Origin of the sequence: Candidatus Kuenenia sp., assembly GCF_027493735.1 — a bacterium.
GTDB classification, from domain to species: domain Bacteria; phylum Planctomycetota; class Brocadiia; order Brocadiales; family Brocadiaceae; genus Kuenenia; species Kuenenia stuttgartiensis_A.
This window is the reverse complement of record NZ_JAOSKF010000001.1, coordinates 146,329-169,770: the sequence shown is the minus strand read 5'-3', so window position 1 is coordinate 169,770 and position 23,442 is coordinate 146,329. Positions and strand designations below refer to the sequence as shown.

Annotated in this window: 18 protein-coding genes and 1 tRNA gene; 12 read left to right on the top strand and 7 right to left on the bottom strand. The window is 39.7% G+C overall.

Annotated features, from left to right (window positions below; genetic code table 11):
- Entirely contained in the window at nucleotides 1–1,713 is a 1,713-nt protein-coding gene (locus tag M5U24_RS00810; protein ID WP_099326332.1) for a 2-oxoacid:acceptor oxidoreductase subunit alpha, read from the bottom strand.
- Nucleotides 1,714–2,068: 355 nt separating this feature from the next.
- Here M5U24_RS00810 and M5U24_RS00805 point away from each other — a divergent pair, with 355 nt between their 5' ends.
- The 10 genes from M5U24_RS00805 to M5U24_RS00760 all read left to right on the top strand — a co-directional run bounded on the left by M5U24_RS00805 (nucleotide 2,069) and on the right by M5U24_RS00760 (nucleotide 13,371).
- Nucleotides 2,069–4,393 (top strand): sensor domain-containing diguanylate cyclase, encoded by a 2,325-nt coding sequence (locus M5U24_RS00805; protein WP_157820678.1) that lies wholly within the window; start codon nucleotides 2,069–2,071, stop codon nucleotides 4,391–4,393.
- A 361-nt stretch (nucleotides 4,394–4,754) separates the two neighbouring features.
- Entirely contained in the window at nucleotides 4,755–5,561 is an 807-nt protein-coding gene (locus M5U24_RS00800) for an AsmA family protein (RefSeq protein WP_157820679.1), read from the top strand.
- A gap of 475 nt (nucleotides 5,562–6,036) precedes the next feature.
- Nucleotides 6,037–6,110: transfer RNA gene (locus M5U24_RS00795), tRNA-Arg, on the top strand.
- 12 nt (nucleotides 6,111–6,122) lie between these two features.
- A complete protein-coding gene (locus M5U24_RS00790) occupies nucleotides 6,123–6,764 on the top strand; it encodes a histidinol phosphate phosphatase domain-containing protein (RefSeq protein ID WP_099326336.1) in 642 nt (213 codons plus the stop codon).
- A gap of 13 nt (nucleotides 6,765–6,777) precedes the next feature.
- Nucleotides 6,778–7,428 (top strand): tetratricopeptide repeat protein, encoded by a 651-nt coding sequence (locus M5U24_RS00785; RefSeq protein WP_157820680.1) that lies wholly within the window; start codon nucleotides 6,778–6,780, stop codon nucleotides 7,426–7,428.
- Complete coding sequence (locus tag M5U24_RS00780) at nucleotides 7,386–8,432, top strand: RluA family pseudouridine synthase (protein WP_157820681.1); 1,047 nt, start codon at nucleotides 7,386–7,388, stop codon at nucleotides 8,430–8,432. Before M5U24_RS00785 ends, M5U24_RS00780 begins: the two co-directional genes overlap by 43 nt.
- A 144-nt stretch (nucleotides 8,433–8,576) precedes the next feature.
- Nucleotides 8,577–8,810 (top strand): twin-arginine translocase TatA/TatE family subunit, encoded by a 234-nt coding sequence (gene tatA, locus M5U24_RS00775; RefSeq protein ID WP_099326339.1) that lies wholly within the window; start codon nucleotides 8,577–8,579, stop codon nucleotides 8,808–8,810.
- Between the two features lie 1,062 nt (nucleotides 8,811–9,872).
- Nucleotides 9,873–12,479, top strand: a complete 2,607-nt coding sequence (locus M5U24_RS00770) for an AsmA family protein (protein ID WP_099326341.1) — start codon at nucleotides 9,873–9,875, stop codon at nucleotides 12,477–12,479.
- A 408-nt stretch (nucleotides 12,480–12,887) separates the two neighbouring features.
- Nucleotides 12,888–13,163 (top strand): hypothetical protein, encoded by a 276-nt coding sequence (locus M5U24_RS00765; protein WP_099326343.1) that lies wholly within the window; start codon nucleotides 12,888–12,890, stop codon nucleotides 13,161–13,163.
- Complete coding sequence (locus tag M5U24_RS00760) at nucleotides 13,141–13,371, top strand: type II toxin-antitoxin system HicA family toxin (protein WP_169703175.1); 231 nt, start codon at nucleotides 13,141–13,143, stop codon at nucleotides 13,369–13,371. Before M5U24_RS00765 ends, M5U24_RS00760 begins: the two co-directional genes overlap by 23 nt.
- Before the next feature lie 408 nt (nucleotides 13,372–13,779).
- Here M5U24_RS00760 and larE read toward each other — a convergent pair whose 3' ends face one another.
- The gene (gene larE / locus M5U24_RS00755; protein WP_099326344.1) at nucleotides 13,780–14,589 is read right to left on the bottom strand and encodes an ATP-dependent sacrificial sulfur transferase LarE; all 810 of its coding nucleotides are present in this window, start codon (nucleotides 14,587–14,589) and stop codon (nucleotides 13,780–13,782) included.
- A 65-nt stretch (nucleotides 14,590–14,654) separates the two neighbouring features.
- On the bottom strand, nucleotides 14,655–15,563 hold the full coding sequence (gene nadA / locus M5U24_RS00750; RefSeq protein WP_099326345.1) for a quinolinate synthase NadA: 909 nt from the start codon (nucleotides 15,561–15,563) through the stop codon (nucleotides 14,655–14,657).
- A gap of 763 nt (nucleotides 15,564–16,326) precedes the next feature.
- Between nadA and M5U24_RS00745 the strand changes: the two genes are divergently transcribed.
- Both M5U24_RS00745 and M5U24_RS00740 read left to right on the top strand, forming a co-directional pair.
- Complete coding sequence (locus M5U24_RS00745; RefSeq protein ID WP_099326347.1) at nucleotides 16,327–17,811, top strand: aldehyde dehydrogenase family protein; 1,485 nt, start codon at nucleotides 16,327–16,329, stop codon at nucleotides 17,809–17,811.
- 190 nt (nucleotides 17,812–18,001) lie between these two features.
- Nucleotides 18,002–18,451 carry a VanZ family protein gene (locus tag M5U24_RS00740; RefSeq protein ID WP_099326348.1) on the top strand — a complete coding sequence of 150 codons (450 nt, stop codon included), beginning with the start codon at nucleotides 18,002–18,004 and terminating at the stop codon, nucleotides 18,449–18,451.
- A 27-nt stretch (nucleotides 18,452–18,478) separates the two neighbouring features.
- Here the strand turns inward: M5U24_RS00740 and M5U24_RS00735 are convergent, their stop codons facing one another.
- The 4 genes from M5U24_RS00735 to M5U24_RS00720 form a co-directional block, all read right to left on the bottom strand.
- Nucleotides 18,479–19,279: a DNA methyltransferase gene (locus M5U24_RS00735; RefSeq protein WP_099326349.1), complete on the bottom strand. Its 801-nt coding sequence runs from the start codon at nucleotides 19,277–19,279 to the stop codon at nucleotides 18,479–18,481.
- A 78-nt stretch (nucleotides 19,280–19,357) separates the two neighbouring features.
- Nucleotides 19,358–20,023 (bottom strand): transposase, encoded by a 666-nt coding sequence (locus M5U24_RS00730; protein WP_099326350.1) that lies wholly within the window; start codon nucleotides 20,021–20,023, stop codon nucleotides 19,358–19,360.
- 227 nt (nucleotides 20,024–20,250) lie between these two features.
- Nucleotides 20,251–20,451 (bottom strand): cold-shock protein, encoded by a 201-nt coding sequence (locus M5U24_RS00725; RefSeq protein WP_099326351.1) that lies wholly within the window; start codon nucleotides 20,449–20,451, stop codon nucleotides 20,251–20,253.
- Between the two features lie 1,118 nt (nucleotides 20,452–21,569).
- Nucleotides 21,570–23,045: an RNA polymerase sigma factor RpoD/SigA gene (locus M5U24_RS00720; protein WP_298201306.1), complete on the bottom strand. Its 1,476-nt coding sequence runs from the start codon at nucleotides 23,043–23,045 to the stop codon at nucleotides 21,570–21,572.
- Nucleotides 23,046–23,442 lie beyond the last annotated feature (397 nt).

Sequence of the window (23,442 nt, the reverse complement as noted above, 5' to 3'; positions counted from 1 at the left end):
TTATATCTCCTGTCTGATTTGCTGGATAAGAAAGTCTAAATTAAAAGGTCTGCCATCAAATTTTAATATAGATCTATTGGCTTGAATCCCGGTTTCCCGTTTTAATAATCTTGCAAGTTGGGCTCCGGCATTGTTTTCTACCACAACGGTGTTTTTCGCTCCCTTCAGTAATTCAATCATATCGGCAGATGGGAAAGGCCAGACTTGAGGCAGATGAATGTACCCTATTTTTTTATCAGCGATTGATTCCTTTGTTTCTTTTAATACACCGTAGGTAGAACCGAAACCAATGAGAATACAATCGGCGCCTTCTACATCAAACGCTTTGGGTTTCTCTATTTCGTTCGAAAGGCCTGCCATCTTTTTATAAAATCTTTTTTCAACCATCATTGTGCGTATCCCCGCATCTTCGGTTATGTGCCCTTCTTCTGTATGCTCATCACTGTCTGCATAGACAGGCTCTTCTATCCATGAGGGTATTGCCCTGGGAGAAATGCCTGATTCGGTGATTTGATATCGTTTATAATCTTTCACATTTTTAGACTCTTCCTTTGATAAAATATATCTTTGTACTTTTATTTTATCCAAATCAAACATTTCGATATTTCTATAAGAGTCTGTTAAATGCTGGTCTGACATGATAATTACAGGTATCTGGTATTTTTCTGCCAGATTAAAGGCTTTTATTGTTAAGTAAAATGCCTCTTCTATTGAACCGGGCGAGAATATGAGCCTTGCAAATTCGCCATGACCTGCAGAAATGAGAAAATCCAGGTCTCCCTGTTCTGTTCGTGTGGGGAGACCGGTTGCGGGGCCTGGTCTCTGCCCTTCATAAATTACAATGGGGGTTTCCGTCATACCGGCAAGGCTTAAGCCTTCTACCATAAGGGCAAATCCCCCGCCGGAAGTACCAGTCATTGACCGCACCCCTGCAAAGGATGCCCCGATTATCATGTTTATTGCTGCAATCTCATCTTCTGCCTGTTCGACAACCATGTTAAATCTTTTTGCATATTGTGCCATAAGGTTTGCAAGGCCGGTGGAAGGCGTCATGGGGTATGCAGAATAGAATTTACACCCTGCTTTAATTGCACCTAATCCTATTGCATCACTCGCGGTCATTAAAAGGGTGTCTTTCGCACTGCCTTTTTTTATTTTGAAGATATCCCGTTTAAAATTATTTTTGGCAAAATCATATCCGGCATGAGCGGTTTCTCTGTTTTTTTCTATGAGATCCTTTTTCTTATCGGCGAATGCAGTTCTTAATACATTATCTACGTAGCTAAAGTTCACGCCGGTCATTTCTGCCAAAAATCCACAAGCAACTGAATTAACAAATATTTCGTCCCCTCCAACCTCCTTTGCTATGTTGTACATAGGGATATCAAAAAATGTGCTATCTTCTTCAGTAATATTAAATCTCTTTTTATCGAGGACAATTACCCCGTTTTTTGATATATCTTTTCTGTGGAGATTAACGCTTTTATTATCAAAGGCTACCATGATGTCGGAGTTTTGGCGTAGTGTATGGAGGTGTTTATCTGAGATTCTTATTTGATAAAAATTATTACCCCCCCGTATCCTTGACATGTAATCCTGGGCAGCAAAAATATAGAACCCGGCATTTTTGAACATATTACATAATGCCCCTCCTACAGTTTGCAATCCCTGGCCTGCTTCACCGGCAATTTTTATTGTAAGCTCATTATCCATAAATAGTTACCTCGATAGTATATTTGGTGGTCTCACCCCTTGTAGATTATTTCAAATTTCAATTTATTTTGTCCTGGTGGAAATTCAATCCTTTCATGAGAAAAGGTGAAAAAGGAATGGGAAATTTGTTAAGGCAAGTATAATATGCACGTTATCAAATATGATTGTTCACTGCAAGGATAATTGACAGCGTGGGATTTTGAGGGAAAAAAGAAAAATTACGCAGAAAAAGTGAGGGGTATGGCTAAAATGTGAAGAATGGTACATGGCACAGAAGTGTAATATCGTAGAGGAGACCCTTTGTGGTCGCCCGACTATATGTTACCTGGAATATAATTTATAAGCGAGAAAGACCGTGAATTCAAAAAACCAAAAACCGTCGATGTATGACGTATCAAATTTTACCATTCGTGATATGACGGAATGTTGTAAAGTAGTACGCACTATTGGCAAAGGTGCAAAAAACATGGAAGAAGTTGCCAATAGCATTGTTAATCATTTATACGTCAATTTGATTGATGGGCAGAGCGGCAATAAGGCATGTTCGCTGGTTCGTTTTTTCAAAACGCATACATTTGCAAAGCTCGACCCTGAACTTCAAAACTTTTCAAAAAATGTGTCAGGAAATAGTACTGTTTTCCCGGAGACGAAGTGCCTGACCCTCCTGGCGACCGTTGGTGAAAACCCGGCGTGGAATTCCAGAAAAACCTCAAAAGGGCACAGGGCGATTCCGCTTTTAAGCGAAGAGATGGTAGATCAGATTCCGATGATCAAAAACCTTATTGCGCAGTTGGGGTTAGATACAGACATGGTGATCAAGCCAGACCCACGGTTTCTGTTGAGTAAAAACGATAAAATGTATAACGTCTTTTGCATACCAGAGGCGCTTGGCAGCTCCTGTATTCCTGCGCAGAAAGAATTTGTTATTCCCTATGGGATAAAATCTGTTATAGGATTTGGAGGTCTGTTTCCTTCGGGTGATATCTTTGCGATCATTATGTATCTGAAATGTACCATTACTAACAAAGTGGCGGATCTTTTTAAAATCCTTGCGCCAAATGTAAAAATAGCGGTACTGCCGTTTGAAGATACTGTATTTGCTCAATCCGCAAAAGCTTTTGTGCGTACCGCAGAAATTCAAAAGCTCAAGGATCAAATAGTTGCCATGGAGCAACTGCTGGAGGTGTACGAACAAAGCGTAATTGTGCAAACAATGAAACTTCAGAAAGAAGTATCAGAGCATAAAGAGATTGGGGAAACATTAAAGGACAGAGAACGGTTCCTGCAGACACTTATGGATGCAATTCCAGCCCCGGTATTTTATAAGGATGAACATGGTAAGTATATCGGCTGCAACAGCGCATTTGAGGATTTTTTAGGAATGCGGGAAGCAGAAATTATTGGCAAGACCGTCTATGATGTTGCTCCCACGGAGCTTGCAGATCGCTATCACGAAGCCGATACTGCATTGTTTAATAGGAGGGGAAGTCAGGTTTACGAAACCGTAGTGAAACACAGCAAAGGCTCAGTGCATAACGTTCTTTTCCATAAAGCAGTTTTCAATGATAGGGAAGGCAAACTCGCCGGGTTGATTGGAGTTGTTCTGGATATTACCCAACGGAAGCTGGCTGAAGAAATGCTCCGACACAGGACAAATTTTGAAAAAACAGTTGCGGCGATCTCCAGGCGATTTATAACCCTTTCTGATTTTGATGCCGCTGTTAACGCTTCCCTGGCAGATGCCGGACGGTTGTGCAGGGCAGGAAGGGCATATCTCTTTAAGTCCCGGGACAACGGCACTATTATGGATAATACTCATGAGTGGTGTGATTCGGGGGTTACCGCTGAAATGAATAACCTTCAGAACATTCCTGTTATTGCATTTCCCTGGTTAATAAAAAACTTACAGGAAGGTAAGGTCGTTCATGTTGAGGATGTTTCTGAAATGCCGGATGAAGCAATCGCAGAAAAAATTGAATTTGAGAGACAGTCTATTAAGTCAATATTGGTCCTGCCAATATATATAGAAAAAAAACTACTTGGATTTATTGGTTTTGACAACGTAAGGTCTACCGGCCAATGGTCTGAAGATGATGTGACACTGCTCAATATCATGTCAGAGATTTTGGGAAATGCAATAGCACGTGTTGAGTCGGAAAAACTCATCAGCCACATGGCATATCATGATGCCCTTACTAAATTACCCAACCGTAACCTCCTCTATGACCGATTGAAAGTGGCCATGGCACATGCAATTCGCAGTAAAAACATGGTTGCAATTATAATGCTTGATCTGGATGGGTTTAAAATGATTAACGACTCCTTCGGGCATCAAATGGGTGATTTATTACTCAAGGCTGTCGCAGAACGGTTGATGCAATGTTTGCGGGAAGGAGATACAATTGCCCGTATGGGTGGTGATGAATTTATAATCGTCATTCCAGACCTTGCTCAGACAGAAGATGCCGCTCTGTTTGCGCAGAAAATTCTGGAGGCATTTCGCCTGCCCTTTCTTATTGAGAAGCACGAACTTCATACTACTGCCAGCATAGGTATCACCATCTTCCCCCTCTACGCAAATGATTCAGAAAGCTTATTTAAACAGGCAGATGTTGCCCTGTACCTTTCCAAGGCAAAGGGTAAAAATACCTATCAAATCTACAAACCTGGCGTTACTTAAATTCTGCAATCGATATTAACCCTTCCTTTTGCTGGTTGTATTCCACAAATACTGAAGCCCATGCCCTGAGTAGCCTTCTTTTGGACAACAGTAATTTTGTATTCCATATACATTAAAGGCACACCAATCCTGGAGAGTTACCCTGACCCTCCAGTTGCAGCACAAGCTGGCGATGATTGAGTTTTCAAGTGAGGTTTCGTTTGAACTGAACAATGGCGCCGTGTATAATGCACCGGTCTATTTCGTATTATCCGCTAGGAGGTTACGGAAGCATATGCAGACACCTGCAGGGTTAAATTGTCCGGTGTTGAAGTTCAAGAGGCGTTGCTGCAAAAAAACACTAATTTTACGGGAGAAAAAAATGAAAAAGGGGCCAAAAATTCTAATATCGATTTTGGTGGTGCTGGTTGTTTTGATAGCGGTTGTTGCGCTGCTTACCAAGTTGTTCGGCGACCGCGCATTGAAGGTGGGGATCGAGGCCGGCGCCGAACGATCGATGCAGGTTGGGGTACATCTTGATGATGTATCGCTGTCGATTTTCGGTGGAACGTTGAATTTAAAAAACCTCATCGTCGATAACCCGGAAGGCTATCAGCATCCCAATGTGCTGAAGGTTGGCAATACCTATATTTCCGTTAATATTCGTACCCTCTTGAGCGATACGGTGGAGGTTAAAAAAATCCAACTGGATGATGTCTACCTGACCATCGAACAAAAGGGACTGACCAACAATCTTCGGCATATCCTCAATAATCTGCCCAAGGACGACGCCACGGACGAGCCCGGCAAAAATCTTCTCATCAAGGAACTCCAGATCAATGGCGTGACCGTCGAGGCCAAACTGCTGCCGATACGTGGACAGTCCGACACTGTTAGGCTGAGTGTTGCGCCTATGACGCTTACCAATCTCGGAACCAACGAAGATATTAATGTGGCCAAATTGACTGACATTATTTTGGAGACTATCGCCAGGAGTGTAATGGAACAGGGTAAAGGTCTGCTGCCGCTGGATATGATTAACGACATTGGCAAGGGCGTGCTGGGAGTGGGAACCGAACTGTTTCAGCATGGTACAGGTGTGGGTAAAGGCATCCTCGAAGGGGCCGGCGACGTCGGCAAAGGGGCAACCGATGCCATTCGCGGCATTTTCCAGCGCAAGAAAGAATGACCTCCTTTCGATTGACGATTGAGTCGGTATATAATGGAACGTCCCGGCGGTTTTCCCCTTTCTTGAAGAATCGAAGCATCGAATCCTCATACGCACCCAGAAGTCTTGTTTTTGGTTATAACATGATATTCTCCGGTGAAATAAGGGGAATAAAAAGGTATACCTTCTGTTCTTTTTTGTATTGTTTAAAACCCTTCAAAATCGTTTTTTTCGTGTTATTTTTGATGTCATGCAGTAAAATTTATACCAAGATATTTGATATATTTTTTTACCACATTATTTTTCAGTTTCAAATTCCATGGGTATTTTGTTAATATAACCGCGATTGAAATTTTGTAGCGGCCTGGAAATAATTATTGATAACAAATGCATGCAAAAAGTGGCAACATGCCGGAAGAAATTGCATAAAATATTTCAATTAATGAATATTAAGAAATACTGTAATATATTGTTAAAAAGTGACTTTTATACTAATGCGCCCGTAGCTCAGAAGGATAGAGCAACGGTTTCCTAAACCGTAGGTCGGACGTTCGAATCGTCTCGGGCGCATTAAAAATACTTATGATTGATTTGCACACACATACGCTATTTTCCGATGGTGTACTCTTGCCTTCCGAGCTTATCCGCCGTTGCGAGGTAAAAGGTTTCCGGGGCCTGGCCATTACCGATCATGCAGATTACTCCAATATTGATATTGTAATACCCAATGTATTAAAAGCATGTCAGGAAATAGCATCTACTACCAGGATGAAGGTGTGCGTAGGGGCTGAATTAACGCATGTCAGGCTGGAACATATAAAATTAATGGTTCAGAGAGCCAGAGAGTTGGGTGCGTGCATTGTTTTGGTTCATGGGGAGACAATTACGGAACCCGTTATTCCGGGCACAAACAGGGCGGCGATAGAGGCTGGCGCTGATATTTTGACGCATCCCGGGCTTATTTCCGTTGATGATGCTCGTTTGGCGAAAGAGAAGGGGGTAAGGCTTGAAATATCCGGCAGGAAAGGCCATGCATACGCAAATGGCCACGTCGCCAAAATGGCAAAAAAGGTAGGGGCAAAGCTTGTTATCGGTTCAGATTCTCATGCGCCGGGTGATTTGTTGGACCGTGCGTATGCTGAATTGATTATTCGTGCAGCAGGTTTGGACGATGATGATATTGAAAATATTTTTAGAGAAGCAGAAACTTTAATTGATTTATAAAAGAGAAAGAAAAATGACTGATACAAAATCTGACATACTTGGGGTGTTAAATAAATATAAAATTTTCATTGGTATAGGCGTTGCGGTTGTTATTTCTATTGCAGCAGTGACGGTAACTTTCGTTAAAGCAAAGTCCAGAAAAGATGAAACCGCATGGCAGAGTATGTGGAGAATCAATAGCGATCTTGCAATGGCTGCTCAGGCAGGGAAAACCGAAAAAGATAAAAACGAGGCATTGAACAATGCCATTGAATCATTCGAATACATCGAGGAGGCTTTGGCGTCTTCCGGCACAACGCCATGGATATTATTTCAGAAGGGCAATGTTTATTATGAGTTGAAAAACTATGATGAAGCGATTCGTGCTTATAATGATTTTTTGCAAAGATACAGCGGCCATCCCATTGCTTTCCTTGCGAAACAATCGCTGGGATATGCATATGAAGAAAAAGGACTTTTAGAGGAAGCCTGTAATCAATTTAATGACAACCTGCTATCGAATAAGGTTTTTCTTTTAGCGCAACAGGGGTGGGACGCAGGCCGTTGCTACGATAAATTAGGTCAAAAGGAGAATGCCATTCTCAATTACAACAAGGCAGTGGAGGCAGAACCGGATAGTATTTGGGCGTCTCTTTCGCGGTACCGTTTATCGGTAATCAAATAAATATAATGTTGCAGGAAAGCCAGGCACACGTTAAAGAAGTAACATTGGAAATAAAGAGGGTAGGTGAAAGTAAAAGAATAGACAGATTTATTTCTTCCCGCTTTCCTGACCTTTCGAGGACGTATATACAAAAACTAGTAAAAGAGGGTGCAATTGTTGTAAATGGAAACGTCGTCAAAAGCAGTTATTTCATAAAAAAAGGCGACGTGATTTCCGCTACCGTTCCTGTGCCGGAAGAGACCAAAATTACACCGGAAGACATCCCTCTGAATATCATCTACGAAGATGATTATTTAATGTTGATTAACAAACCATATGATATGGTAGTACACCCTGCAGGAGGGCATCCTTCCGGTACTCTTGTGAATGCAGTTACTTTTTATTGCCAAAATCTCTCTCAGATTAACGGACCCCTGAAAGCGGGTATCGTTCACCGGTTGGATAGAGATACAAGCGGGGTAATGCTTGTGATAAAAAGCGATGCTGTACACTCCCACATTGCAATGCAGTTTGAGAAAAGACTTGTGAAAAAGGAATATTTTGCAGTTGTAGAGGGCGAGGTGGCATTTGATTCCAATGAAATAAATATGCCGATAGGACGGCATAGAGTTGACAGACAAAAGATGGCGGTAAGAAGGGATACGGGAAAAAACGCAACTTCAGTTTACGAGGTAATCGAGCGTTTTCGAGGCTATACGTTGGTGAAGATAATGCCAAAGACGGGGAGAACACATCAAATTCGTGTTCATATGCAGGCAATAGGGCATCCGGTTGTTGCAGATGAAATGTACAGTAAATACAATGCTTGTTTTCGCTCGGATTTGCTTGGTAAGGAAAGGGCTCCTGACGAAGGGTCAATAATTGAAAGACAGGCGCTTCATGCACACAGAATTGAATTTTTCCACCCGATTCTGAACAAACAAATGGCTTTTCAGGTAGATATGGCTGAAGATATCTCTTTTTTGGTTAGCGCACTTCGGGAATTAAGGCCATTACGGAAATGAACAAGAAAATGTGAAATGTGTTTATATGATAAAATGTTTAATAAACGATATTTTTAAAATAATTTTGAAAATAAATATATTGATTTCTAATAGTCTGGTAGTATATTTTACTGACGTTAAATTTTTATAGAAGGAGTTATTGATATGTTTGGTATGCCAGGTGGTTGGGAGTGGATTATTATCCTGATTGTGGCAATTCTTATTTTTGGGAAAAGACTTCCGGAGGTAATGAAATCCTTGGGGAAGGGAATTGTCGAGTTTAAAAAAGGGGTAAAGGGAGTTGAAGACGACGTGGAAGATGTCAGCAGCAAGTCGCCACAGTCAAAGAAAAAAATAGACATCGAGAATGATACTGCAAAGCAGGAAAAAAATAGTTAGTTTTATTTTGAAAAAGGATAATAAAAATGCGGGATAGAAGAAGACAAAGATTAGGCTGGAAGAGTAAGAGAGCAAATCATGGAAGAATGGGTACGAAGGGAAGAAGGGTAGGCAGGTACAAGTAATCAGAAGGCGTTTAACGATGCCGGCCCTTTTGTCTGGATGAAGCTTTCAGGAACAACAATATGTTGAATGTATAGTAAATTTTTATATAGGAATAATTTATTCTGTTAGTTTCGGAATTGAATTGTGCAGAGGTGTTTTTGATTAGAAAACGTAATAATGAGGCATGGCAGGTTCCAGAAAGATTTTGAACGCGAAAGACGTAAGAGAAAATTTACGAAAAATAGAAAAAAAAGTAATAATTTAGTTTTTTATAAAATTACAATAATAGCGATGTTTGCCGCACATTGTAGGGGCGAAGCATTTGTCCGTTTGGGTATTAACACCTTCATGACAATTTACGGCAAATGCTTCGCCCCTATTTTTTCAAAGAACCAAATTATTACGAAAAAAAGGTATTTGTATTTTGCCGTAATAAAGTAAAGATTTATCAATAAAACCGGGAAAAGACGCTGCTTGCTTTTTTTACTTTCTGTCCAAGATCAATTCACACCTTTAAAATCATAGAGAGGCAGTAATGTGCGCTTTGTGGTTTTCTTGCTACACACCTTTGACGTTTGCTGCAAATTTACTGAAAAGCGCACAGAAATGCCAAAAATCCGACACTATTAAAAAATGCGTTGTGTATCAGTTGTAACCGAATGTAGTTTTCCAAATAACGTTTTGAGTGAAATGTAGGGTGCGCCCTACTCGCTAAATTCAACCCCCTGCTCCCGCCCTGGCCTTTACCCAAGCAGTTTAATTTTTTGGGAATAACATATGTTTTGTTTTATGAAGCTCCAAGATGTTAAATTTTATGTCCAAATGGCAAGAAGCATTTAGTCGGGGGCGGCATCTGTCTGGAAACATAGCATTACATAACACAGCCCCGAACATAACCTGGCTTCCCGCCGGACAGGGGTATATCTTAACGCGGTATTACGCGGGAGAATATTTATAATGCGGAAAATAATAATCATACTTTCATCTGTTTTTGTTTTTCTTTTAATAGCAGTGATTGCAGCGCCCTTTGTAATTGACCTAAATAAGTATAAAGACAGGATAATTACACTTGCAAAGCCATATCTGAATCGGGAGTTTGATTTTGCTGATGTTAAACTTACCCTAATAAGCGGCTTGGGGGTAGAAATCAATGGACTGCGTATTGCGGACAATCCGGAATTTGGAAGTGAAGATTTTCTGTCTTTGCAGAGTCTTCGCATAAAGGTGGCGTTGTTTCCGTTATTAAAGAAAAAGATACAAATCAAAAAGTTGATCATGGATGAACCTGTTGTGCGCCTGGTTCGGAATTCAAATGGGGTGTTTAATTTTTCTGATATGGCAAGTGATGCCGAAGAAGACGAAAAGCCGCAGGCAAAGGATGAAAAGAGAAAAGAAAAAAAATCAGGGAGTGAAAAAAAACCTGATAGCGAACACAACATTTTTCTGGCAGGATTAATGGTTTCCCAATTCACCTTACACAGTGGGCAAATACATTTTTTGGATAATTTTGTTCCTGATGCACCGGTGACGATGGTTTTTGATTCATTAAATATAGAATTAAAAAATGTGTCTTTGTATAAACCGATACGGATATATGCATCAGCCGGTTTACAGGGGACAACAGAGCAAAATCTTCTTATAAAGGGCATGGTCGGACCAGTAGGAGATAATATGGATCTTGTGGGTCTTGCTATGGACATTCACGTTTCCGTCCAAAATGTATTTCTCCACAAATTTGTCCCCTATATTCCCGATGGTTTAATGCTATCCCCCCTTGAAGGAATCTTATACATGACGGCAAATATAAAGGGCTCTGTTCATTCAGGATTGGATTTAGAGTCTGTGATTCAGGGCGAAAAACTTGTAATGTCCATAAAAGACTCTGATGAAAAAATACAAAACGTAAATATTACACTGAAAGAAAAGATCAAATATGATGACAGAAAAGGGGATATCGGTTTTCAGCAATTGGATTTGGCGTTGAATGATAACAATGTTTCATTGACGGGCACTATAGAAAATATAAAAACAGATCCGCAATGGGATGTAACCCTCATGGCAAAAATGAATGCACTTGACGAAGCGTTAGCACTATACCCTGTCTTTAAAGAAGCGTTGCCGCAAGATTTTCGATTCACAGGACCTTTAAACATGGAGATAACTTCAAGCGGAAGTAAGGATGCTATGCAAATATCCGGGCATACGGATATGACGAGAGCGGAAATACTCTATGGAGAGGTATTTAAGAAGCAAAAAAATATCCCATTTCAAATATCTCTAAAAGCAAATAAAATTGCAGATATCATTCAACTGGAGGCTTTTGCAGTTAATTTGCAAAATGCATCCCTTAATAGTTCTGGTTCGATAGAAGATATGGTAAACCCTCGTTTTGATTTGGTGAGTACCGCGAATGAATTTTCGTTGAAGGGATGGGATGCAATTGTTCCTTTGTTGAAAGAATATGAGCCGGAGGGTTCGGTTAGTATTAAGAATTATATGAAAGGTAATTTTGATGACGCATTCGTGAATCTACACGTTTCATCCCCTAAACTTTTGTTTAAATTCCCCGCATCTTCTGATAAGAAAGAAGATGAAAATACGAAACAACGTAAAGATGTTGCCGAATCGATTCGTTTTGAACTATTGGCAAAGAAGCTGGCGGACAATATCACAGCAGACGGGGGGCTTGAAATGGGAAATGGAACTATATTGGATATTAATTTTGAAGAAGCGAAGGGGAAATATAGTTTCCAGGATGATATTTTGAAAATACAGAGCTTTCAAATGCGTACCTTTGAGGGAGATATTTCACTTACAGGAAACTATGACTCCAAAAGCATGCAGTGGGATGCAAGCCCTATAATAAATGCAGTAAGGATAGATGGCGTTGTTGATGCTTTTACTCAATACCGCGGTATGATGAAAGGAGTTTTTTCCGGATCGTTTGACATGGGCGGTTCTCTGGGGAAAAACGATAAAATGGTAACGAATGCTAATGGATCGTTTCGTTTGTTACAAGGAGAGATCGAAAACGTAAATTTAATGGAAACGATAATAGATTCTCTTTTGGGGATAAAAGAAGTTTACAAATATGCAGGGGAAAAGAAAGATGTGTTGGAAAAATATGATGTAACACGATTTGATTCTCTCGACGGTGAATTTTCTCTTTTAAATGATATGCTTGATTTAAAAAAGTGTTATCTGGAAAATATTTATACCCCTGATGTTCCAGGTTCAGACGCAAAGCTAAAGGGGGATATCAATTTTGATACCGGGAAACTTGATTTAAGCGGCAAAGTTATATTGTCTTCTGAACATTCAGAAAAGTTGACCAAAAAAGCTAAACCTTTAAAGGCGCTTCTCAATGAAAAGGGGAATATTGTCTTGCCCGTTACCGTTACCGGGACGATGAGTAATCCAAAACCATTGTTGGATACAAGTTATGTACTCAATGCGATGATGAATTATTATGGAAAGGAAGAACTCGAAAAGGGATTGGATAAGTTAAAAGGAAAACTTGGTCTGGAAAAGCTTGGCCTGGAAAAATTATGGCAAAAGGATTAAAGATTAATACTGATTTAAAAGAAGAGAAAAACAGACCGTTCCGCTAAAGCGAATAAAGAAGTCTGCACTTTACTGTTTAAGCACCTCATTCATACTGCCGCTACGGTACCTTTTAGCTACCTATTCTACACAATAATTATCAATATAAGGGAATCCCAATGAACACGTTAGGTTAAAACTTAAAGGGTTAAAAGACGAATTAATCAAAACAGACAGTAACCCTTGAAGCATGAGAAGAAAAAAACATTTAGATTGTGATGAAAAAGACGAAAAGAAAATAAAATGCGAAAAATGAGTTTCAGACGTTCATCCGATAAAATCTAGCAAGGCGGAACCACAGATTTCGCAGATTACGCAGACAAAAAGATGCGAATTAATCTTTGGCATTATTCAAACAGGAGGTATAGAATGCAAGGAACGAGGTATATTCTCAGTGAGTATGTGGAACAAGCTATGGCACAAGCCCTTTACGACAAGCTTGAAGATAGTACATTTTCAGGCCGTATTCCTGTTTGTAAAGGGGTTGTGGCGTTTGGTACTACATTGCACCAGTGTGAGGACGAATTACGTTCAACACTTGAAGATTGGATTTTGGTTGGGTTGAAATTTGGCCATACTTTACCAGTGATTAGAGGTATCGATTTGAATAAGGAGCCAACCCGTGAGCCGATGGACGCCCTGTAAACGGAGAGATTTTATTCGCCGTTTACGAAAACTCGGTTTTGACGGTCCTTTTTCTGGAACCAGACACAAGTTTATTGTCTATCAACAATACTGTCTCACTATTCCGTCTAATGATGAGTATTCAGTGCCTCAACTTCGTATGATGATAAGGGAAGCGGAAGAAATAATAGGTAGTGAAATTACCGTTGATGAATGGAATCGTTTGTAAAAATAACAAATATATTCCCATGAATGGACTTTCAGATATGCCTATTGTTGAAAGGTATACCAAAAAGTTTTGTAACTATTAAGCGTAAACCCCGGCGGGTTCATGTTTGCAAACCTGAACCCGCCGGGAGCCGTGTAATGTTTACGCTGAATAGTTACATTATTTGAAACATATTTCTATAATATAGTCAAACAAATAAGGTTTTCGAAAAATTTACACACCCCCGGCCCCTCTTTTTAGAGGGGAGATAAGAAGTCCCCTCTATCAAGAGGGGATTTAGGGGTGTGTTTGATAATATGCCTAGTCAAATAAATCTGTTTTTTAGAAAGCCATTTTATCGCCAAATCTCTAAAATCATATTTGTTTGGCTATAAATACCATTGTGAAGGATAATCGAAAAGTATGTACTTATTGTTTAAGCACCTCATTCATACTGCCGCTACGGTATCCTTCTACATCGAGAGTGACGTATTTGTAACCTATTTCCTTGAATGTATTGATTAATTCAGTTCTTTTGCCGTTTTGTAATAATTTGAGAAAATCTTCCGGCAGTATCTCAATTCTTGCTATGGTATCGTGATGCCTGACGCGAAATTGTCGCAGCCCAATGCTTCGCAAATAATCTTCTGCGGCGGCAACGAGAACTAATTTGTCTTCAGTAATGGCTTCTCCATATGGGAAGCGGGATGACATGCAGGCGTATGACGGTTTATCCCAGTTTGAGAGAAGGAGGTATTTTGATATTTCGCGTATGTCGGACTTCCTGAATCCGAGGTCTTTTAAAGGGCTGCGTACGCTGAGTTCCTTTGCAGCTTCAAGCCCGGGCCTGTGTTCACTTGTATCGTCAAAATTGGCGCCATCCACAACATTCTTGAATCCTTGTGCCCTTGCAATGTCTTTCAGTTTTCCAAATAATTCCGATTTGCAAAAATAGCACCGGTTCGTGGGATTTTCCGCAAAGCCCTTAATATTAAGTTCGCTGGTATGGATGGTCATATGGGAGATACCAATCTCCTTTGCTATTTTTGTCGCCTCTTCATATTCAAAGGCGGGATATGTTTCTGAACGGGCAGTGACTGCCATAGCTTTTCCGCCTAAAACATCAAAACAAACTTTCGCGACAAGCGAGCTGTCCACTCCTCCTGAAAAAGCAACAACAACACTTTCCAATGCCTCTGCATAGTTTCTTAATTTATTAAGTTTTTCTTTCGTATCCATACTACTCAACTGTGATCAAATTTTTAATTTCAGCAAGGTGTATTTGAATATATTCCACTGAAAATTTACGATAAATCCAGCATTTTCTGGATAGCGGAATGTGCCTTTTGCGCGATATCCTCAGCGACCTTGACTTCATATACAAGGTCTTCCAAAGCCCACAATACCTTTTCCAGGTTAATGAGCTTCATATTGGGACAATCGGAAAGCGGTGTAACTGCGAAAAATGATTTTTGCGGGTTCTCTTTCTTTAGGCGATGTAAAAGACCGATCTCGGTTCCGATTATAAATTTGCCTGCACTGGATTCCCTGCAATATTTTGCGATTCCAGTCGTACTTGCAACATGGTCAGCCAGCTCAATAACATCAGGTGTGCATTCAGGATGCACCACGATTTTTGCCTGAGGATGTTCCTTTTTTGCTTTTACAATATGTTCCGCCAGTATCCTGTGGTGTGTTGGGCAGTAGCCCTCCCAAAGAATCATGGGACGGTTGAGCTGTTTTGATACATACCCGCCCAGACTCTTATCCGGAACAAACAGTATTTCCTGTTCTTTGGGAAATGAAGATACGATTTTTATTGCATTAGATGACGTGCAACAGATATCGCTCTCTGCTTTTACTGCGGCGGTACTGTTTACATAGCAAACAACTTTTGCACCGGGATACTCCTTTTTTTTCAGAATAAGTTCCTTCCGGGTAATCATATTTGCCATCGGGCAGCCTGCATTTTCATCAGGCAAAAGCACCAATTTGCCGGGACAAAGAATTGATGCGGTTTCTGCCATGAAATGTACCCCGCAGAAAACAATCATTTCCGCCTCAGTTTTGGCGGCCTGTTGTGATAATCCCAGGGAATCCCCGGCGTAATCCGCAATATCCTGTACTTCACCCCTTTGATAGTTGTGCGCAAGTATTATTGCATTTCTTTTTTTCTTTAATTCTTTTATTTTATCTATTATTAATGTAGTCAAATTCTAGGTGTTTTGTTGATGTTCTTGTATTGAGGTATCTTTTCATGCCAGTGTTTCTTTCTGAAAAACATGGCGTAAACGCTACGAAAATGAATGATAACACAGTATGATGCGATTTTAAATACTTTTTTTATGTGACTCTTTCGCCAAATGAGTCAATTGCTCCCAACTATTAATCGGGAGCAGTTATTTCATACGAGTGGTTATAAGCAAAGGGAATGTGTTACTGTTTTTTTTCAATTTGCAAAATTGGTTGCTTTTTATCGAAATCAAATATACCGCCGGGCAAAGTGAAATTGACTCGTATTTATCAATGTGATATAAAATGGATGCTAGGCGCAGAATACAGACAAAAAGATTATGTTACCGCAGAAGCAGAAAATAACAATAAATTTGTAACACTTTAGTTTTTTGAAAAATTCCCGGGATAGAAAAAATACCATGTAGCCCTGTTAGTGGCGGTCTGTTTGTAGCGCAATAAAATTCAATAAGGTAAATAGCTCCGTAGGAGCGGCCTGTCCGTATTCAGGTAGACCTGTTTATATGGATTTACAAGAGACAGGTTGCTCATAATTGCAGAGACAGGTTTCAAACCTGTCTCTACGATCTGTTATTATTTTTTTTTTTTTATTAAAAGAGTTTTCCCCTCCGGTGTTTTTGGTGGTTCTTTTTTAAAAAACTAAAGTGTTACATAGATTTACTTATTACCGTTATGTTCAATGGGGATGTTTCTTACTATTTTATTTGAGGGGGGAATTGCATTATGAAGGGTAAAAACTACATCAATGGCGCATTTGTTGATAGTGCTTCATCTGAAGTGTTTGAAAGCAGAAATCCGGCGTATTGTGATGAGGTGCTAGGGACATTTCCCCTTTCTTCTGCAGATGACGTCAATAATGCGGTGCTGGCGGCAAAGACCGCTTATGATACATGGAGAAAAATTTCACGGATAAGACGCGGCGAATATCTTGATGAATTGGCGCAGTTGCTGAAAAAAGACAGAGAAGCCATCTCTCAGTTGGTATCGAAAGAATGCGGGAAAGGGATTGCGGAAGGGCGTGCGGATGTAACGGAAGGCATTCATATGGTTCAATATATATTTGGCACAACAAGGATGCCGCATGGCGATATTATTGATTCGGAGATTGTAGAAAAAGACTCCTTCATGCGACGGAGGCCAAAAGGTGTTGTTGCCGCAATTACGCCATGGAATTTTCCCTTTGCGATTCCACTATGGCTGATTTGTCCCTCTGTAGTGGAGGGGAATACCGTTGTGTTAAAACCGTCCCGGGAGACGCCTTGCGTCGCTAATAAAATTGCAGAATATGTGCATGCTGCAGGATTTCCTCCCGGAGTAATTAATGTAATACATGGAGGTTGTGGAGATGCGTTGGTAAGACATTCCGATACACAGGTAATATTGTTTACCGGTTCATGTGAAGTTGGTGAAGGGATAAAGAAGATTGCTGCTGAATCCTATAACAAAATGTGCGCCTGCGAGATGGGGGGGAAAAATGCGATAATAGTTCTCGATGGCGCCAATATGGAGATAGCGGTGAATGCCTCTATTCTCAGCGCCTTTAAAACTTCAGGGCAGAGATGTACTTCCGCAGGCAGGTTGATTTTACATGTGAATATGCTTGAAGAATTTGAAAAGAGATTTGTTGAACTCGCCAAACGGATTAAAATCGGCAACCCTCTTGACGAAGAGGTATTTATGGGACCAGTTATAAATCAAGCAGCAACAGAAAAAATTTTACGATATAACGATTTTGCAAAGAATGAGGGGGCGGAGGTATTGCTTGACGGCTCCAGGCTTACTGGCGGGGGATATGATAAGGGGTACTTTATGTCTCCTTTTGTATATCGAATGAAAAATAATCCAAAGAGCCGTGTTCTCCATGAGGAGGTCTTTGGGCCTCATGTGGCGATTATCCCTGTGGAAAGTATTGATGAGGCTATTAATGTGTATAATGATACAGAATATGGTCTTTCCTGTGCAGTAATTACGGAAGATTTTCGAAAGGCGAGGCGGATAAGGGATGACTGTGAATACGGACTTGGGTATGTTAATTTACCTACAATAGGCGCGGAGGTACATTTGCCGTTTGGGGGACTGAAAAAGAGCGGGACCGGTCTCCCTTCCGCAAGCACTTTGATAGATGCGGTAACACACCGCACGGCATGGACGGTGAATCATGATTTAGAAATAAAAATGGCGCAGGGGCTTAGCGCTAAATTATCTTAGTACTTATCACCACTTACTTAATCTTGAGAGCACCACCATTAAACATCTGACGGAATTAGCAGAAAATGTATCACGAAAATGGCGATGGATAATTACTGTTGCATATATCATTGCCCTCTATGCCTTCCTGCCGTTTGCTCCTGCGATTTGGAGGTTTGCACTGCGACTGCTGGGAGAAAAAGTAAACTATTTGAGCGGGATATTCGTAAGTATCGCGGGAGTGTATTCCCTTTTCTTTTTAGTTTACCGGAAAAAGGCAAGGAATGTTTCTGTTTATGCGGCATTTTTTGTGATATCTCTGGCATGCCTTGTTTTGTTGAAGTATATGTGTGTGAATGGTGCGGAGAGATTCCATCTGCTATTTTACGGGATTTTAAGCGGTATTCTGTTCTGGGCGTTAAGAATAGACGTTCAAAATAAATTAATCTATGTGTATACAACCATTTTGGTATGTTTGGTAGGCGCAATTGATGAGTTTATTCAGGCAATTTTGCCGATGAGATGCTTTGATATGAGGGATATAGTGATGAACTGGTTTTCCGGCGGATTGGGAACTCTCTTTATTGTGTTTGTATTAAAGCCAGTTTGGGATACTGCAAAGGGGGGAAAGGGGTGTTGTCTTAAAAATCCTTATACGTAGCTCATCGTTTAGCCTTGCTAGTGAATATTACTGTGGTTGATTACAAAAACCTGCCTGGTTTTTCTTTTTGATCGTAAATGAGTCAAGCTGTTTTTGGGTTTCCTTGGAAGCTCTGCGGTCGAGCCACTTCCCGGGAGTCTCTCCCTTGCCCATTTTGTACATTATAAAAAGATAACCAAAGCCTCTAAGGAAATAGTTTCCTTCAACTGCTGCGCTGTGCCAGTGATTCCTGAGAAGTTTTGCATTGTGGCGTGTTACGGCAATAATATCCACCGGCAGGAAATAATCGCTCAGAATGCTGAACAGATTGAACCCTATCGGAAGAAACGGTTTCCCTTTTTTTGCCGAATCGGATACCAAAAGCGCCATATAGCGGCGGGGCTTGAGTATGCGGTGTATTTCCCGGATTACCTGTTCCAATGCTGTGTAATATTCCCCGGAAGTGGCCTCTAATTCTCCAATACAGTTTTCTTTTCCTGAATAAGTGATGTGGGTTGAATAGGGAGGATCGATAAAAACAAAATCTGCTGTTGCCTTTTCTATGGGGATTTTCCGTGCGTCTGCCTGTTTAATATCTTTGCGTGTTGGATTCAGATCAAACCCTAATGCCTCACGGTTTAGCTCCTTAGCAACATCTAGGGTTGTGCCTGCGCCGCACATGGGGTCAATTACAACATCTCCTGGTCGTGTATATCGCTGCAATAGGTTCCAGATGATATAAGAAGGAGTGGCTCCCTTGTAGTTCTGGGCGTGTTCCTGTTCACGAAGATAGTGCTGGGAAGGAAAATCCCAAAGTGTCAATGTCTGCAACCGGATTTTTTTATTCATTAATTAACTAAGGTCTCTTGAAATGTATTGCGCTTGCTTTAAAATATTGAATGGTTAAAACAGGATGGGGGGTAGTTGTCATTTGTTTTTGAGCGGTCTTCCTGGTGGCAGCGTCTTTATTCTTCTCCCCAGGAGTTTTTCAAATTTCTTGATAAATCGGTCATCACCGCAAGGACGTCCCGTCATTGAACATTTCTTTATATTTTTAATGATTTGTTCGTAATCCTTTTCTCTTAAATATTCTGACCAATCTTCGATTTCGGCATTTAAATAGCAATCGTAAGATAAAATACCATCTCTCTTTTGGGTGACATGACTGTACGCGCTCGACCATTTATACCTATGTGGTTTTCTTACGATGCCGGCACGAACAGGGTTGTTTTCTATATGTCGGACAGCGGCGTATGTGTGTTTTTTATCAAGGATGCAAGAATAAAATCTTCCTTGCCAGAGATGTCCTTTCTCATTTCGTTTACGATTAAAATATTGTGAATATCTCATGTGAAGCAGATTTAATGCGCGTGAAAGAGAATCTTTTTCGGCAGGTACACAAACGAGGTGAACATGGTCAGGCATAAGGCAATATGCCCATATCTTCAGAGAGTATTCACCGGCATACTCATGAAGCCATTGAATATAATGCTCATAGTCATCTTCTGTTTCAAAAACAGGCTTTTGATAGTTGCCTCTTTGTGTTACATAATGAGGGTAACGCGGGACTGTGATTCGTGCGATTCGTGCCATGAAAAAATAGTAATCCTTTTAATTTAAAATGTCAAAGAAAAAGGGTAGCTGTCCCTTGTATCACCATAATTATAAGAAAAAAAAGACCCCAATAAATTTTTACAATTATCAGGGTCTTTTGCGCCTTAATTATAACAATATTTTTAATAGTACTCTATATTTTCAATATACAACATTAATAGTATTTTATATACGGCAAAATATACGAGTATGCTTAATAAATATATTTATAATTTGACTACTTTTGTGGCTTTGTAGCCTTTTTGGTCTTTTACGACTTCAAACTCTACTTTATCTCCTTCTGCAAGAGTTCTAAAACCCTCGCATTCGATCGCAGTCTGATGTACAAATACATCTTCTCCATTGTCCTGAGAAATAAAACCAAAACCCTTTGAGTCGTTAAACCATTTAACGGTACCCTGTGGCATTCTTAAAATCACCCCCTTTCATAATTAAAAAAACAACATTATAAACTAAAAAAGCTACAAGGTTGTAACACCTTGTAGCCTCGTTATAAACTTCCCTATATGCAACGATCCGGTACAGTACAACCAATCACTGGAAATAATATTATCACACTTTATCATTAAAGCAAGAGAAATTATTGCTTTTATCCATTTCAAAACAATAGTTCATGTGGTGTGTAGAACTCCACCAACATGGACAAGCCAGAACTAATTTCTACTCTAATGTAACTGGTGATTCTGGTGATTTGTTATAAAACGTTGCTCATTTGTGAAGATAAAACCCACATAAGGATTTTAATGATATAAATAACTTCGTTTTTATCTAATATTTTATTGAATTTGAAACCTATTATTGGTAACATTTCCCCTTACGTTTACTTATTTAGAAATTATTCTGAAAGTTTTTAAGGAGTTAGTATGGCTTGCGGTTTTGAGGGTAAGAAAAAACATCGGTTAAACAGGAGAAAATACATTTTAAAAAGACGTAGAAGAAGACGCGATAAGGTATAAAATCGCAGGTCTGTACCTGCATGGAAGCAGTTAGTTTGTTTCGGTTAACACTCCCGGATATTTTTTGATAAATCATTTTTAAATTCATGCGCGGTATGACGTGAATCTGTTAAAAAGATAAATTCATGACCTACTGCCGACCCATGTACAATAATGGGGAGGTAATGAAACATTCCGGAAAATCTCACCTTTCCTTTTACCTGCAATCATTCCCTGTCGTTGTAGCCGTTTTCGTATAATTATTTGCCATGCGAAACGGCTTTGTTTATGATGATATGTTTACAAGAACAAATAATTATTTGATAGATTTTTGGGCTAAATCCACCGCGTTTTTCAATATGGCATATTTTGCTGCTTAGGGAGAGCTGCTTAACTATCGCCCGGTAGTTAACATTTCCTTTTATTGTTACCTGTTTTTTTATTTAAAAAAATATCTGTTTTGCCACTTGGCCAGAGAGACAACATTAATAAGATAATTGGAAAAATATGGAGAAAAAAATAGGGGATTCGCCATATTTTCCAGTGAATCCCCTGTGTAAATTTTTGCAATACTGATATTTGAATTTCCTTTAATTCATCGTACCTTCAAGAAATCCTTCCAGTTTTCTACTGCGAACCGGATGTTGAAGTTTACGAAGGGCAATAGCTTCAATCTGCCGGATACGTTCGCGGGTTATATTGAACCTCTTTCCGATTTCTTCCAATGAGTGTGTGTATCCATCACTAATTCCAAAACGTAATTTAATAATCTCCCGTTCGCGGTAACTTAACGTATCAAGCACCTTTTGTATTTGTTCTTTTAATAAAGAACGCTGGGCAAGAAATATAGGGGCGTCTATTTTTTTGTCCTGAATAAAATCTTCAAACATTGTTTCTCCATCACTGCCAATTGGTGTTTCTAATGATATAGGCTGTGATGTTATCTGAAGCAATCTATATATTTCAGGCAATGGCGTATTGGTATCCCTTGCAATGGCTTCTAACTGTATTTTTTCCGCAGATGATCCCTGTCCGGCTTTGGCCACGTAAGTAGACTTATTGATTACATCCATCATATGCACAGGGATTCGTATTGTTCTTACTTTTTCTTCTGTTGCCCTGATAATAGCTTGTTTTATCCACCATGTTGCATATGTGCTGAATTTAAAACCCATCCTGTAGTCATATTTGTCCACGGCGCGCATAAGCCCCGTATTACCTTCCTGGATAAGGTCGTGAAAAGCCATCCCTCGTTTTCTATATTTTTTTGCGATACTTACTACCAGTCGTAAATTTCCCTCTGAAAACCGCTTTCTTGCCATCACATATTCATTGTAAATGGAATTAATAGAAAAAATAATTTTTTTCAACTCTTTCGCCGGCATTGCAAACAATGCCTCTATCTCATTGATATCACAAGAAAGTTCTTTGCATAATTCCCTTTTAAAATTACGATGGACGGTACGTTTTCTATTATAATCCGCAATTGTCGATAAAACCTCTAACAATTCACGCATAACCGGCAGTATGGTTTCCGACCGTACACTAATGGATTCTAACTCTTTAATCGCCATTCTCTTTCTTACGAGAATACTTTTATGCACCCTCAGCTTTTTATCCCGCACAATATTTCCCCTGCGAATCTTTTCATAATCTTTTAAATTGCTTTCTATGCTCTTTCTGATATTGCTGGTAACCGCGTGAATCTGTTCAACAACTGCATCCCGGTTTTGTTCTCTTGCCGCTGATAATTCAACAAATTGAACAAGCTCTGATTCACTCTCCACTCCTTCCAGTAGTCGTATATACATTTCCAAGGCATAATCAAAACCCAGCACCTTGCGATGGAGCAGTCTGCTCATAACCCGTATCTTCTTCGCAAGGTAGATTTCTTCTGCAGGGGTAAGCAGTGGTATTTTTGCCATCTCATTTAAATATAATCGTACAGAATCATAATCGCGGCTCTTTTCTTCTTCCTGGTTCCATTCTGTTATTTCTTCCTCAACCGGGTTATTTTCGTTGTTTATTTGATCTAAACGTTCTGTTTTTTGTTTTAATATGGTCATAACACTATTTTATTGAGTTAAGTGAATAAAATAAAATAATAATCTACACGTATCATATAACATAATTTATTTATTAAATGTTCTCCTGGAATATATATTTTTACCATTTTACAAAATTTTAATGAAGTTTTTTTTATTCAAATTACTAAATAAGCGCGGATTATAACATAATAGTCTAATAAATCGTTACAAAATATTGCCCTGTTTTCATCTATTTTTTATTTTCGTACCACTTTAATTTTTTTTAAACAACCCCGGAGGGATGAAATGTTAAAAAGCTAAAACACCAAATACGATGATAAAGCTCCAAAAGGAGCGATGTATTGTTTAGGCCGTTCCTCCTCACGAAGCTTTTCAGGAGTTTTTCAAGAGAATAAATTGTTCCGTAATAAGTCGT